This window comes from Ruegeria sp. ABF4_144 (assembly GCF_056160045.1).
This window is the reverse complement of sequence record NZ_JBSWWK010000001.1, coordinates 137,150-150,436: the sequence shown is the minus strand read 5'-3', so window position 1 is coordinate 150,436 and position 13,287 is coordinate 137,150. Positions and strand designations below refer to the sequence as shown.

The window sequence follows — 13,287 nt, the reverse complement described above, 5'->3', positions numbered from 1 at the left end:
TTGTGATCAGTAAATCTTAGGCACGTGCAACTCATCCGGCAGAATCCGGCGTTCGTATTCCGGGTTATAGCGCCTGTCCGGCAGGTTGACCTTTTCCTGTGGCACATCCGTATAGGGGATCTTGGTCAACAGATGTTCGATACAGTTCAGGCGTTCGCGTTTCTTGTCATTGCCTTCGACAATGTACCACGGCGCTTCGGGGATGTTGGTTCGGAACAGCATGTCTTCCTTGGCCTTGGTATAGGCCTCCCAGCGGATGCGGGACTCCAGATCCATCGGCGACAGTTTCCACTGTTTCATCGGGTCGTGGATACGCATGAGGAATCGCAACTGCTGCTCCTCGTCAGTGATCGAGAACCAGTACTTCAGCAGAATGATCCCGGACCGCACCAGCATCCGTTCGAATTCGGGAACGTCCTGAAAGAATTGTTCAACCTGATCGTCGCTGGCAAAGCCCATGACCCGCTCGACCCCGGCGCGGTTGTACCACGAGCGGTCGAACAGAACGATTTCACCCGCCGCAGGCAGGTGTGGAACGTAGCGCTGGAAATACCACTGGCTTTGTTCACGACGGCTGGGCGCAGGCAGCGCAACCACGCGGGCCACACGTGGGTTCAGGCGCTGGGTGATGCGTTTGATCACACCCCCTTTGCCCGCACTGTCGCGACCTTCGAACAGGATGCACACCTTGGCACCAGTATGTTGCACCCAATCCTGAACTCTGATCAGCTCAGCCTGCAATCGCAGCAGGTTTCGGAAATAGACTTTGCGATCCAGCATGTCCGGGTGCTGATCTTTGTAGATCTTACGGACTTCCATCGAGAGCATGGGCTCGCTGAACTCAATCTCGAAATCTTCGTCCAGCGTGTCTTCCAACTCGGCTTCCAGCCAGTCTTTGGGGGCATCATTGTTTTCGTAAGCCAAGGTTACATCCTTATCGTCTATCGGGTCCGGACCGTACAGGGCGCGTGTAACCGCCTGATGTCATCAGAGAAATTGATGAAACCCTCGCCAATTATGCGCTGCGGACGCTGATACATGCAACGCAGGCGGGCGTTCGGCCTTCCCCTATTTGAACGCGCAAGCGTTAGGATACAAGCGTCAGAATTGACGCATTGCCAACGGGTTGGTGTAAAGCTGCCGTTTCCACCCTTGCCACGGGCCACAATCCAACGGCAAAAATGGCCCGTCAAAGCATGAGACCACCGTGGCGCATTTTCTGTCCCTTCTGCCCGTTATTTGGCCCTGGTTCATCCTGATTGCCGCGCAAACGAGCGTCGCGTCAGGCTGGCAGAGGCTGGGCCTGACCCTTCTGGCCATGCTTGGCTGCATCACACTGGCGCTTGGGCTGGTCACACCGCTGGCGGTTGGGATTGCAGGCCTTGGGTTGCTGGGGGCCGCAGGACTGCGACACCTGTCCGGGCCGATGGCGCTGGCGGGGCATCTCGCGTTCATTGTGTGGTGCCTTGCGCTTGGGGCGCATCTGGTTCCCGGGTTTCACAACCTGCTGGTTCTGGATCAGTTGCAGGCCGGATCAGACAGCACCTCCTTCACCATGTATCTGAATCTGGACAAGCCGCTGGTATTGTTTGCCGTCCTACTGGTGTGGCCCGGCATGATCCAAAACGCAAAGCCGACCAATACTGCACCGCTGCTGGCCGGCCTGCTTCTGCTACCCGGGTTATTCATTTTGGGACTTGCCACAGGCACGGTCCGACCCGAGATCGGCCTGCCCTATTGGTGGGTGGTTTTCGCCTTATCGAACCTGTTTTTGACCTGCCTGACGGAAGAGGCTTTTTTCCGCGGCTACCTGCAGTCGGCATTCACCTCAAAGTTCGGGGCGATCGTTGGGATCGCAGCCAGCAGCCTGTTATTCGGCCTGGTCCATGCGGGCGGAGGTCCGGCGCTGGTGGTGTTTGCATCACTCCTAGGGGCAGCCTGCGGGTTGGGTTACTATGCCACTGGGCGGCTTTGGGTCCCGGTTCTGATGCATTTCAGTTTCAACGCCCTGCATCTGGCCCTGTTCACCTATCCAGGTCCAGTGTGAACGTCACACCGGCAGTGCGGTGGTCTTGAACACCGTTCGCAACGCGAATGAGCTTTGCATCTGCGCCACACCAGGCAGGCGTGACAGATACTGGCGGTGAATGCGGGCAAAATCCTCGGTGTTTTCGGCAACGACCTTCAGGATGTAATCCGCAGTGCCCGCCATCAAATGGCACTCCAACACGTCAGGAATACGGGCCACGGCTTTTTCGAACGCATCCAAAAGCTCTTCGGCCTGCCCTTGCAAAGTGATCTCGACGAAGACCGTTGTTGGCACATTCATCTTGCGCGCATCCAGTAGTGCCACGTAGTTGCGAATAAAGCCATCCGCTTCCAGTCGCTGTACCCGACGGTGGCAGGCTGACGGCGACAGATTCACCTGCTCGGACAATTCGGCATTCGACATACGACCGTCCCGCTGAAGGGCAGCCAAAATCTTTTTATCGGTCGTATCCAGGCTCATCGACGCAAATCCATTGCAAGTTTTAGCTAAGATACCGGATAATCTCCTGAACAAAACCCCAATAGCGGGCAGAGTTTCACAGAAATTGCGCTCAAAAATGCCCATTATTTAAGCAGTTTATGAATGGAGGAGCAAAATGAAGATCGGTTGCCCCAAGGAAATCAAACCCCAGGAATTCCGCGTCGGCATGACGCCCAACGCCGCGCAAGAGGCCGTCGCGCGTGGCCACGAGGTTCTGATCGAAACCGGTGCCGGGATTGGTGCTGGCTTTGACAACGATGCCTATATCGCCGCTGGCGCTCGCATCATTGATACCGCCGAAGAGGTATTCGCCACCGCCGACATGATCGTCAAAGTCAAGGAACCGCAGGCGGTTGAACGCAAGATGCTACGCGAAGGCCAGTTGCTGTTTACCTATCTGCATCTGGCACCGGACCCGGATCAGACCCATGACCTGCTGGAATCGGGTTGCACAGCTATCGCATACGAGACCGTAACCGACTCAAGCGGCGGCCTGCCCCTGCTGGCCCCGATGTCCGAAGTCGCAGGTCGTCTGGCACCTCAGGTCGGATCTTGGACTCTGCAAAAGGCCAATGGTGGTCGTGGCGTTCTGATGGGCGGTGTTCCCGGTGTTGGCCCGGCCAAGGTGGTCGTGATCGGTGGCGGTGTTGTCGGCACCCATGCGGCTCAGGTTGCGGCGGGCATGGGCGCGGATGTCACCGTGCTCGACCGGTCGCTGCCACGCCTGCGCTATCTGGACGATGTGTTCGGTCGCCAGTTCAAGAACCAGTACTCGACCGCTGGTGCGACCGCCGAACTGATTCAGGATGCGGATATGGTCATCGGTGCGGTGCTGATCCCTGGTGCCGCAGCACCCAAGCTGATCAGCCGCGATCAATTGTCGACCATGAAACCCGGGGCAGTTCTGGTGGATGTAGCCATCGATCAGGGCGGCTGCTTTGAAACCTCCAAAGCCACCACCCACGCCGATCCGATCTATGAGGTCGATGGCGTCATGCACTATTGCGTGGCCAACATGCCGGGCGCTGTCGCACGTACATCCACCATCGCATTGGGCAACGCGACGATGCCGTTCATGTTGTCCCTGGCCGATAAGGGCTGGAAGCAAGCGTGTCTGGATGACGAGCATCTGCTGGCCGGACTGAACGTCCACGCAGGGCAACTGACCTACTATGCCGTCGGCAAGGCCTTGGGGATCGATGTCGTGTCCCCCAACGTGGTGATCAAGTCCTGAGGCACTTCCGCCGCTGAAAGCGCCCTCTGACGAGAGCGTTTGCAGCGTTGAGCCGGGCGCCGCACCTGCAGAGCGGCGTAGTGGCGTGAAGTGCAACCATTCCCACAAACAAAGTGGCGCCGCGCAATTCGCGCGGCGCCTAGCCCAACTGGAGGATGGCGTTTCAATGCCCGATCGACGGGCGGGAGGCTTACGCCTCTTTGTGGATCTCCACCGAATGCGGATACGGGATCGACACACCTTTGGCGTCGAACGCCTCTTTAACCGCTTTGGTAATCTCGAACTTCACGTCCCAGTAATCCGCCGCAGCACACCACAGGCGCGCGGTCAGATCGACTGAGCTGTCGCCCAGATTGGTCACCCGTACCCAGGGCTCTGGGTCGCTGTGAATCCGCTCATCCGCCTTGGCAACGTCCAGAATGATCTGCATCGCCTCATCCGCGTTGTCGCCATAATCGATGCCGAACACCAGATCGACGCGGCGTGTATCATGTGCCGAGTAGTTGGTGATGATTGATCCCCAGCTTTGACCGTTGGGCACGATGATTTGCACGTTATCCGGCGTCACCAGTTCTGTGGTGAACAGGTTCAAATCCTTCACCGTGCCAGCCGTACCGCCAATATCTACATATTGGCCCAGCTTGTAGGGACGGAAAACGACCAGCATGACACCGGCCGCCAGATCGCTGAGTGTGCCCTGCAGCGCCAGACCAATGGCCAGCGATGCAGCACCCAGAATGGCGACGATACTGGTGGCTTCGATCCCGAAAATTCCCAGGACGGCGACCAGAACCATCGCAAGGATGACCCATTTGACCAAGCTGGCTACAAAATTGCCCAGCGTCGGATCGATCTGTGGGGTCGCGTTGATCCGACGGCGCACCATCCCGCCAATTGCTCCGGCTACGATCCACCCCAGGATCAGAACGATCAGTGCCTTGACCGCATTCATGATCAGCGGTGCATACGCATTCACCTGTGTTACGACCTCATCCACGCGTCTCTCCTTTCCACAACAAGAAACCCGCGTCTTTCGCGCGGGATTTTCCGAAGTCTTAGCGAAAATAGCGTTTGGGTCTAGGTGCCAGTTTCCACGGTTTTCCCCGTTATGGGCGAAGGACACCTTCCGAAGGGCCAGATCAACGAGACTGTTTCTGGCCGAACTGGCCGACCAAAGACTGTGTTTTACGCCTCTCAGCCCGGCAGTTTCCCGGTCAGCACGTAACGCAGAACCTCAACCACCTGCGAGGGTTCTTCCGCCACCGCAAGCGCCGCGGCGTCGACCTCTTTCAGCGCGTGCTGGTGATCTGGGCCGTGCAGCACGATCAGAGATTTGCCCAGCGCCGCCGCATAACCTGCATCGAAGGCCGCGTTCCACTGTTTGTACTTCTCGCCAAACCGGACGACGACCACATCGGCATCCGCGATACCTTTGCGAGTACGGATCGCGTTGACCATCGCGCCCTTGTGGTCGTGCCAATACTTGTTCGGCTCGGTGCCCAGAATGGCTACGCCGCAATCATCGCTAGCAGCGTGATCGGTGACCGGGCTGTTGAAGGTGATATCCAGCCCTTGCGCGCCATCGATGATCTGCTCGCGCCAGTCAGTGTGAATTTCGCCAGACAGGTAAACGTTCAGGCCCATGACAATCTCCGCTTTTGTTCCCAAGCCTACTTATGACGTCGTGCGGAAAAGCCCAACGAAAAACGCGCCCGAAGGCGCGTTGATCTGTTTCCGGAAATCAAACTTTAGCCGCGCAGAACGCCGCCGGTCGCCTTAGTGACCTTGGCGATGATCTTCTCAGCCACCGCTTCGATGTCTTTTTCCTTCAGCGTCGTGTCTGTTGGCTGCAGGCGCACGGTGATGGCCAAAGATTTCTTACCCTCACCCAGGCTGCCGCCAATGAATTCGTCAAAGACGCGCACATCTTCGATCAGTGCTTTGTCGGCTCCTGCTGCGGCGTTGACCAGCGTCAGCGCCTCAACGCCCTCGTCCACGACAAAGGCAAAGTCACGCTCGACCGCTTGCAGATCACGCAGTTCCAGCGCGGCGCGGGTGGCGCCTGACTTACGGGGTAGAGGCACCTCGTCCGGCCAGATGGTAAATGCCATCGCCGGACCTTTGATGTCCATCGCCTGCAGAATACGCGGGTGCAGTTCACCGAACACGCCCAGCACCTTCTTTGGGCCAAGGCAGATCTTGCCGTGACGACCCGGGTGCCACCAGGCATCGCCGTCGCGCAGAATCTGAACCTTGGCCGGCGCGCCGATGGCGGCCAGCACTGCCTCGGCGTCGGCCTTGGCATCGAACACGTCAACCGCGCGCGACGCGCCGTGCACATCCTTGGGACCGTTGCGGCCAACCAGAAGACCGGTGATCTGTGTTTTCTGATCGCCGGGCTCTCCGTCATGGAAGACCGGGCCAACCTCGAACAGTGCCACATCTGCATAGCCGCGCGCTTGGTTACGTGCAGCCGCCTGCAGCAGGCCGGGCAGCAGATCGGGGCGCATATGGCTCATCTCTGACGAGATCGGGTTTTCCAGCTGAGTCGCCGCGTCCCCGCCACCGAACAGCGCTGCCGAGGCCTGATCGATGAACGTATATGAGACACATTCGTTATACCTCAGCGCTGCGCAGGTGCGCCGCGCCATAGATTGACGACGCTGCGTCGGCGTCATCACCGGTTTCGGTATACCGTCAGTGATACGCGGCAGTGGCTTGCCTTGCAGCTTGGTCAGGGACGCGATCCGCGCGACCTCTTCGACCAGATCGGCCTCACCCATGACATCCGGGCGCCAGCTGGGCACGTGGGCCATCTCACCTTCCAGCCGGAAGCCCAGACGAGTCAGGGTCTGGCGTTGCTCGCTTTCGGGAATATCCATCCCGACCAGAGACTGAACACGCTCGGCATCCAGCTTGTAGGCGCGCGAGTGATCCGGGGCTTTGCCCGCCTCGACCACTTTCGACACTTCACCACCGCAGATATCCAGGATCATCTGGGTCGCCTGCTCCAGCCCTTCCAGCGTGTATTCGGGGTCGATACCCCGTTCGAACCGATAGCGCGCGTCCGAGTTGATCTTGAGCGCACGACCGGTCAGCGCGATCTGCACATGGTCCCAAAACGCGCTTTCAAGGAAGACATTCACCGTGTCCTCGGTACAGCCGGTTTCTTCGCCGCCCATGATACCGGCGATGGATTCCGGGCCTTTGTCGTCCGAGATCACCATCATGCCGGGCTGCAGGGTGTATTCTTTCTCATCCAGCGCCACCAGCGTCTCGCCACCTTTCGCGCGGTGCACGCGCAGGTTGCCCTGCACCTTGTCTGCATCAAACACGTGCAGCGGGCGGTTCTGGTCGTAGGTCATGTAGTTGGTGATATCCACCAAAGCCGAGATCGGACGCAGACCAATTGCCTTCAACTGGTCCTGCAGCCATTGCGGGCTGGGGCCATTTTTGACGCCTTTGATCAGACGTCCGGTGAAATGCGGCGCGCCGTCCAGCGTGTCCTCGTCAATCGTCACCTTGATCGGGCTGTCGAAATCGCCCGGCACCGGCGCATAATCACGCTGTTTCAGCGTACCCACACCGCGCGCCGCCAGATCGCGTGCAATACCCGCCACGCCCAGAGCATCGGGGCGGTTCGGCGTGATCGCGATCTCGATCATCGGATCGACCTTGGACGGTTCATTCTCGGCCAGCCAGTCGACGAACTTGTCTCCGACTGCGCCCGAGGGCAGCTCGATGATTCCGTCATGCTCGTCGGAAAGCTCCAACTCGCGCTCAGACGCCATCATGCCAAAGCTTTCGACACCCCGGATTTTGCCGACGCTGATGGTCAGGTCCAGACCCGGGATATACATGCCCGGTTTGCAAACCACGACGGTGATGCCCTCACGCGCGTTCGGCGCTCCGCAGATGATCTGCAGTTCGCCCTCATCTGTGTCCACCTTGCAGACACGCAGCTTGTCGGCGTCAGGGTGTTTCTCGGCATGCTTCACGTAGCCCAGCGTAAAGTCCGCCAGCCGGTCCGCCGGGTTCACGATCTCTTCGACCTCAAGCCCGAGATCGGTCAGCGCCTCGGCGATCTCATCAACCGAAGCGTCAGTGTCGAGGTGGTCTTTCAGCCAGGACAGAGTGAATTTCATTGCACGGGGCCTTTTTTGGCAGATATCCAGTCGGCACAGGCAATGGCAAAGATTGCGCCGGGGTGCAAGCGCTGCGCGTCAAGGATAGGTGGGGGTGCGGCCCAAAAGCTCGTCCAATTGCCAGCCGATCCAGCCATGGGGGATAAAATGGCCTCCCGGATGGGTGTCCAGCACCACCAGCCCCTGCGCACAATCGGTCCATTCCACACGGCTGAGCGTCAGGAAGGGTCTCACGCTCCAATCCCCGCGCGGGGTGGCACCGTTGCAGTTGTATTTCTCGCGCCAAAGCGACACCGGATAGGTCGTATCGCCACCCGGGCCAAAAGGGAAATCCATCACCGTGTCGTCCAACCCGTGCACATGGCGCACCTCGCGCGGGGCTTCGGGGCAGACTTCCGTCTGGCGGATGCTGCCCGCAACGGCCAGCAGCGCCGCCGTGTCATTGCCCGACTGGCAGACATAGCGCCACGCCATCGCGCCACCGTAGGAATAGCCTGAGACATAGATACGATCCGGGTCAATTGGATAGCGTTTGGCCACATCTTCCAGCACCCGGTCGGCAAAAGCCACATCGCCGGTATCCGCCGACCAGAAGTTCCAGCTTTTGCCCAGCCCGTTCGGGGCCACCAGCAACACGCCGCGCAGTTTCGTTGCCCCGGCGATGCGTTCATGGTTCACCACCACCGTCCCCTGCCGGGACCAGCCATGGAAATGCAGTAGCACGGGCAGAGCGCTTTGCCCGTCCCAGCCATCAGGTTCCAGCACATGATAAGAACGGTCGCCCAACACACAGGCGGCATCGCCATGACACTCCCGCGCAGCCAACGCCGGAGAGGCCATCAGCATCAGAAAACAAATCAGTCGGTACATCATAGGCCGGAGCCTACCGCCCCCACGCCCGCTGTCACCTCACAACCCCGTGGGGGCGTATAACAAGCCGCGCTGTCGCCAGACCGCGGGGTGGCGATCCTCGGGTTATGGTGGGCAATTCATACTAGCCAAATCCGCGTGACATTCAAACGGAGCGCTTCCGGAGAAAAATCGCCAGCCCGTGCGGGCGGTGTCGTCCATTGGGCTTGAACCAATGGCGCCGCAATAAGCGACCGATAGCGCGGCGGCCTATCGGCCTTTGCTCCGCGCCTTTTTGTGATCAATTGCGCCTTGCACTCTTACAATCTTCTTTAGTTCTTCCCGCTCTTGTCTGAACTGAATCCCCAATCGGATGAATCCTACAAAAAGGCCAGGATAGACAAAGACAATAAGTACAAAGCCTAGTAGCGCCAAAATGACCCCAAACGCCGGCACGGCGGGTACCATGGTTGGTGCCAAAGACAACAATACAGGACCAATAAATAACGCAAAAATCCACCGAACCGGAGCGCTCGCTATTCGATCGCTCCACCAATCGAAGTAGCGCGCCAGATATACACCCAGCGGATACACTTACCTGCTCAAACCACCATGCAGGTTCGGCATATCCAGCGCCGCAAACCCATAGTGCCGCAGCCAGCGCAGGTCGCTGTCAAAGAACGCCCGCAAATCCGGAATGCCGTATTTCAGCATTGCCAGACGGTCGATGCCGATGCCAAAGGCAAAGCCCTGATAGACCTCGGGGTCGATGCCACCGGCGGCGATCACCTTGGGGTGGACCATGCCCGAGCCCAGAATCTCCATCCAGTCGTCGCCCTCGCCGATCTTCAGCTGGCCGTTGTCCCAAGAACAACGGATATCGACCTCGGCCGACGGCTCGGTGAAGGGGAAGTGCGAGGCGCGGAAGCGCAGTTCGACATCGTCGACCTCGAAGAACGCCTTCACGAACTCTTCCAAAACCCATTTCAGATTCGCCATCGAGATGTCCTTGTCGATGGCCAGCCCTTCGACCTGATGGAACATCGGCGTGTGGGTCTGGTCATAGTCGGCGCGGTAGACGCCGCCCGGACAGATCACGCGGATCGGCGCGCCCTGTTTCTCCATCGAGCGGATCTGCACCGGCGAAGTATGGGTCCGCAGGACATGCGGCGGGCGATTGTCGCCCTCGGCGCGGTGCATGTAGAACGTGTCCATCTCGGCGCGCGCGGGGTGGTGGCCGGGGATGTTCAGGGCGTCGAAATTGTACCAGTCATCTTCGATCCGCGGCCCTTCGGCCACCGAGAAGCCCAGTTCGGCAAAGATTGCAGTCAGTTCCTCGGTCGCCTGGCTGATCGGGTGGATCGAGCCCTGACGGCGCGCGCGGGTCGGCAGGGTGACGTCCAGCCATTCGGTGCGCAGACGCTCATCCAGCGCGGCATCGGCCAGAGCCGATTTCTTGGCGGACAGGGCCGAGTTGATCTCATCCTTCAAGGCGTTCAGCGCGGGGCCTGCGACCTGACGCTCTTCGGGGGTCATTTTGCCCAGCTCGCGCATCTTCAGCGCGACCTCGCCTTTTTTACCTACGGCGGCGACTCGGATCGCCTCAAGCGCGTTTTCGTCGCCAGCCTCGGCGATTTGGCCCAGATATTTTGCCTTAAGATCGTCCATGACGCCCTCTGAATTTGGTCGCCAACCTGCTATCGGGCCAGTCCCGCGATTGCAAGCGGGACCGGGCGGATCAATAGCTGTATTCGGGGAAAATCCGGGTCAGATCGCCGTTCCAGTCGCCGTTGTAGTGTTCCAGCAACTCATCAGACGGAACCTTGCCGGTCTCAAGGCTGTCTTTCAGCGCGTTCAGGAAATGCGTTTCATCGGGGACCAGACCGCCCGCACCGGGGAAGGCACGAGATTTCAGACCGGCCTCAGAGATCGCAACAACCTCACGCGCCAGATCGTGCATGTTGATGTTGCCGGCCTGCGCTTGCAGCCCGTCTTTCGCGGCCTCAACGCGAAGGGCCTCACGCGTTTCAGCATCCCACCCTTTGACCAGATCCCACGCCGCATCCAACGCGCCCTGATCGTAAGTCAGACCAACCCAGAAGGCGGGCAGTGCGCACAGGCGACGCCACGGGCCGCCATCGGCGCCGCGCATCTCCATGAATTTCTTGATCCGTGCTTCGGGGAAGGCAGTTGTCAGATGGTCGGCCCAGTCGGACAAGGTCGGCGTTTCACCCGGCAGCGCGGGCAGTTTGCCCTGCAGGAAGTCGCGGAAAGACATGCCTAGCGCATTGATATACTGGCCGTCGCGATATACGAAGTACATCGGCACATCGAGCGCGTATTGCACGTAACGCTCGAACCCAAACCCTTCTTCGAACACGAAGGGCAGCATGCCTGTACGCGCGTCGTCCAGATGCCGCCAGATATAGCTGCGCCAACTTTTCTGGCCGTTCACCTTGCCCTCGAAGAACGGAGAATTCGCAAACAACGCTGTCGCCACCGGCTGCAGGGCCAGCGCCACGCGCAGTTTCTGCACCATGTCGGCTTCGGAGCCGAAGTCAATATTGACCTGAACCGTACATGTCCGCCGCATCATGGCGCGGCCCATGGTTCCGACCTTCTCCATGTAGTCATTCATCAGCCGGTAACGGCCCTTGGGCATCAGCGGCATCTCGTCATGGGTCCAAATGGGAGCCGCGCCCAGACCGATGAACCCCACGCCGATCTCATCAGCGATATCCTTCACCTCGCGCAGGTGGGTGTTCACCTCGTCGCAGGTCTCGTGAATCGTCTCCAGCGGAGCGCCTGACAGTTCCAGCGCGCCGCCGGGCTCCAGGCTGACATTGGCGCCGTCTTTTTCCAGACCGATCAAGTGGCCACCCTCGCGCACTTCGGCCCAGCCGTGGCGATCGCGCAGACCTTCAAGCACCGCCACGATGGAGCGCGTGCCTTCAAACGGCAGCGGTTTCAGGGTGTCTTTGCAATAGCCGAACTTCTCATGCTCGGTCCCGATGCGCCAATCCTGCTTGGGCTTGCAGCCCGATTCCAGGTATTCGGCCAGTTGCTCATGGCGTTCGATCGGCCCGCCGCCGGATTGGGGGATGGACATGAATCGCGCTCCGATCCTGATGTGTCTGTCTAGTTGGTCAGTGGTGGGGGCAAACCGCGCCAGTGTCAATGCAGCCTGAGGTGTGCAGGGCGCGACGGCGTCCGTTCCCAGATCACCACCGGATGGGCCGCGCTGCCGTTCAATTCGGCCAACATCTGTTCGGTTTTCAGCCCCGGCAGAGCCGAAAAGACATCGAACAAAGCCTCAGCCCCTTCCGCATTCACAGGAATGTGAAGCAACGGTTGGCCTGGTTGTTCCAACACCCAATGCGCAGGCGACGCGGTCGGGTCCAGCGCCAGGCGTTCGATTTCCCGCGTGGCGACCATACCGCCATCCAACGGGCCGAGATAGGTGATCTGGCCTTCATCGATGGTTACCACTCCGGGACCGCCGACACCGGTGCGGAATCGGGCGCGCTGAATGCCAATCACGGCCAGCGCCACCGATACGGCCACCAGCACCCAGCCCAGCCAGCCCAGCAGCCCGCCGGGGCCGCTGATCCAGCTTAGGCCGACCAGCAGCACAAGCCCCGCCACCAGCACTTCGCGCCAGCGCCACAGGGTCAGTTTGGCTTCGGGTCGGATGAAACTCATGCCGGGTCCTCGGGGTTGGTGAACAGGATCAGTGAAAACTGCCCTGCGGGTTTGAATCCAATACCCATATAGGCACGCGCTGCGGAATCAGAAGCCGCGAAAAGAACCGCACGAGATGCCCCGGCGTTGCGCGCCTGGATCAGATGTAACCCGACTGCCAACCGGGCATATCCGCGCCCGCGCAGGCTGGGCGGGGTATAGACCCCTCCGATCTGCACAACTTCGGGTAAGCGGGCGTTGAACCCGGTCATCGCAACGGGCTGGTTGTCGACCAGTAAAACCCGGTGCGAGTCGCGATGCTTATAGGCTTCGATGTCTTTTTTTGCCTGCACCTGGGCGCGTTCCGGAGCAAAATCCATTGCCTCGACCAGATAACTCTCGCGCCAGTCTTCGGGAATAGAACGGTGAACATCGCCCAGCGGCACCAAGGTCGCGCCGGTGGTGTCCGGCAGTTCAAGGTCATCCAGTTGCAGGGTAAAGCCGGGTTCATCACTATTCAGGGTGGCGGGACGGTCCTCCCACCCGGCCAGTTGCATGATCCGGCGCGCCTGTGTCGCCTCGGACGCCACCCCGAACAGTTTGCGACCCCGGATCAGATCAATTGCCGCTGCAAGCTCAGCGTCCGAACAATCGGGGCATTGCGCCATCACCATGCCTTCGTTGGTAACCGAGAAGATGGCGCGTGGGCCATCGCCCAACACCCAGATGTTCACCGCGCGCGGATCTTCACCCCGCAGACCAAAGTCGCGCAGATTGGCCAATGGGAACATTGAGGTCTGGATGTGCTGCGACAGGAACGCGTCGATCTTTGGCACGTCGGCATCCGT

At 59.8% G+C, this 13,287-nt stretch carries 13 protein-coding genes; 2 read left to right on the top strand and 11 right to left on the bottom strand.

Translation table 11 applies throughout. The features are described 5' to 3' along the window. Positions 1–6 precede the first annotated feature (6 nt). The gene (gene ppk2, locus ACXAGD_RS00710; protein ID WP_475207902.1) at positions 7–924 is read right to left on the bottom strand and encodes a polyphosphate kinase 2; all 918 of its coding nucleotides are present in this window, start codon (positions 922–924) and stop codon (positions 7–9) included. A gap of 283 nt (positions 925–1,207) precedes the next feature. Here ppk2 and ACXAGD_RS00705 point away from each other — a divergent pair, with 283 nt between their 5' ends. After that, complete coding sequence (locus ACXAGD_RS00705) at positions 1,208–2,047, top strand: lysostaphin resistance A-like protein (protein WP_475207901.1); 840 nt, start codon at positions 1,208–1,210, stop codon at positions 2,045–2,047. Between the two features lie 3 nt (positions 2,048–2,050). On the opposite strand, the gene ACXAGD_RS00700 is transcribed toward ACXAGD_RS00705, so the two are convergent. Next, positions 2,051–2,509 (bottom strand): Lrp/AsnC family transcriptional regulator, encoded by a 459-nt coding sequence (locus ACXAGD_RS00700; protein ID WP_475207900.1) that lies wholly within the window; start codon positions 2,507–2,509, stop codon positions 2,051–2,053. A 136-nt stretch (positions 2,510–2,645) separates the two neighbouring features. Between ACXAGD_RS00700 and ald the strand changes: the two genes are divergently transcribed. After that, positions 2,646–3,764: an alanine dehydrogenase gene (gene ald / locus ACXAGD_RS00695; RefSeq protein WP_475207899.1), complete on the top strand. Its 1,119-nt coding sequence runs from the start codon at positions 2,646–2,648 to the stop codon at positions 3,762–3,764. Between the two features lie 190 nt (positions 3,765–3,954). Here ald and ACXAGD_RS00690 read toward each other — a convergent pair whose 3' ends face one another. The 9 genes from ACXAGD_RS00690 to ACXAGD_RS00650 form a co-directional block, all read right to left on the bottom strand. Further along, a complete protein-coding gene (locus ACXAGD_RS00690) occupies positions 3,955–4,716 on the bottom strand; it encodes a mechanosensitive ion channel family protein (protein ID WP_475212453.1) in 762 nt (253 codons plus the stop codon). A 242-nt stretch (positions 4,717–4,958) separates the two neighbouring features. Beyond that, positions 4,959–5,408, bottom strand: a complete 450-nt coding sequence (locus ACXAGD_RS00685) for a YtoQ family protein (RefSeq protein ID WP_475207898.1) — start codon at positions 5,406–5,408, stop codon at positions 4,959–4,961. A 104-nt stretch (positions 5,409–5,512) separates the two neighbouring features. Then, positions 5,513–7,909 carry a phenylalanine--tRNA ligase subunit beta gene (gene pheT, locus ACXAGD_RS00680; RefSeq protein ID WP_475207897.1) on the bottom strand — a complete coding sequence of 799 codons (2,397 nt, stop codon included), beginning with the start codon at positions 7,907–7,909 and terminating at the stop codon, positions 5,513–5,515. Positions 7,910–7,987: 78 nt separating this feature from the next. Further along, the gene (locus ACXAGD_RS00675) at positions 7,988–8,782 is read right to left on the bottom strand and encodes a CE1 family esterase (protein ID WP_475207896.1); all 795 of its coding nucleotides are present in this window, start codon (positions 8,780–8,782) and stop codon (positions 7,988–7,990) included. Between the two features lie 246 nt (positions 8,783–9,028). Next, positions 9,029–9,352, bottom strand: coding sequence for a hypothetical protein (locus ACXAGD_RS00670; protein WP_475207895.1), 324 nt, complete (start codon positions 9,350–9,352; stop codon positions 9,029–9,031). Beyond that, positions 9,353–10,426, bottom strand: coding sequence for a phenylalanine--tRNA ligase subunit alpha (gene pheS / locus ACXAGD_RS00665; protein ID WP_170327268.1), 1,074 nt, complete (start codon positions 10,424–10,426; stop codon positions 9,353–9,355). Between the two features lie 70 nt (positions 10,427–10,496). Beyond that, positions 10,497–11,867: a glutamate--cysteine ligase gene (locus ACXAGD_RS00660; protein WP_475207894.1), complete on the bottom strand. Its 1,371-nt coding sequence runs from the start codon at positions 11,865–11,867 to the stop codon at positions 10,497–10,499. A 65-nt stretch (positions 11,868–11,932) separates the two neighbouring features. Further along, positions 11,933–12,460, bottom strand: a complete 528-nt coding sequence (locus ACXAGD_RS00655; protein ID WP_475207892.1) for a hypothetical protein — start codon at positions 12,458–12,460, stop codon at positions 11,933–11,935. Then, positions 12,457–13,275, bottom strand: coding sequence for a GNAT family N-acetyltransferase (locus ACXAGD_RS00650; protein ID WP_475207891.1), 819 nt, complete (start codon positions 13,273–13,275; stop codon positions 12,457–12,459). The genes ACXAGD_RS00655 and ACXAGD_RS00650 overlap by 4 nt, the downstream gene beginning before the upstream one ends. Positions 13,276–13,287 lie beyond the last annotated feature (12 nt).

Bases quoted from the DNA above. Each gene is read 5' to 3' on its own strand.
- ACXAGD_RS00700 (WP_475207900.1), bottom strand. From the start codon at position 2,509: ATGAGCCTGGATACGACCGATAAAAAGATTTTGGCTGCCCTTCAGCGG.
- ald (WP_475207899.1), top strand. From the start codon at position 2,646: ATGAAGATCGGTTGCCCCAAGGAAATCAAACCCCAGGAATTCCGCGTC.
- ACXAGD_RS00690 (WP_475212453.1), bottom strand. From the start codon at position 4,716: ATGAATGCGGTCAAGGCACTGATCGTTCTGATCCTGGGGTGGATCGTA.
- ACXAGD_RS00685 (WP_475207898.1), bottom strand. From the start codon at position 5,408: ATGGGCCTGAACGTTTACCTGTCTGGCGAAATTCACACTGACTGGCGC.
- pheT (WP_475207897.1), bottom strand. From the start codon at position 7,909: ATGAAATTCACTCTGTCCTGGCTGAAAGACCACCTCGACACTGACGCT.
- ACXAGD_RS00675 (WP_475207896.1), bottom strand. From the start codon at position 8,782: ATGATGTACCGACTGATTTGTTTTCTGATGCTGATGGCCTCTCCGGCG.
- pheS (WP_170327268.1), bottom strand. From the start codon at position 10,426: ATGGACGATCTTAAGGCAAAATATCTGGGCCAAATCGCCGAGGCTGGC.
- ACXAGD_RS00660 (WP_475207894.1), bottom strand. From the start codon at position 11,867: ATGTCCATCCCCCAATCCGGCGGCGGGCCGATCGAACGCCATGAGCAA.
- ACXAGD_RS00655 (WP_475207892.1), bottom strand. From the start codon at position 12,460: ATGAGTTTCATCCGACCCGAAGCCAAACTGACCCTGTGGCGCTGGCGC.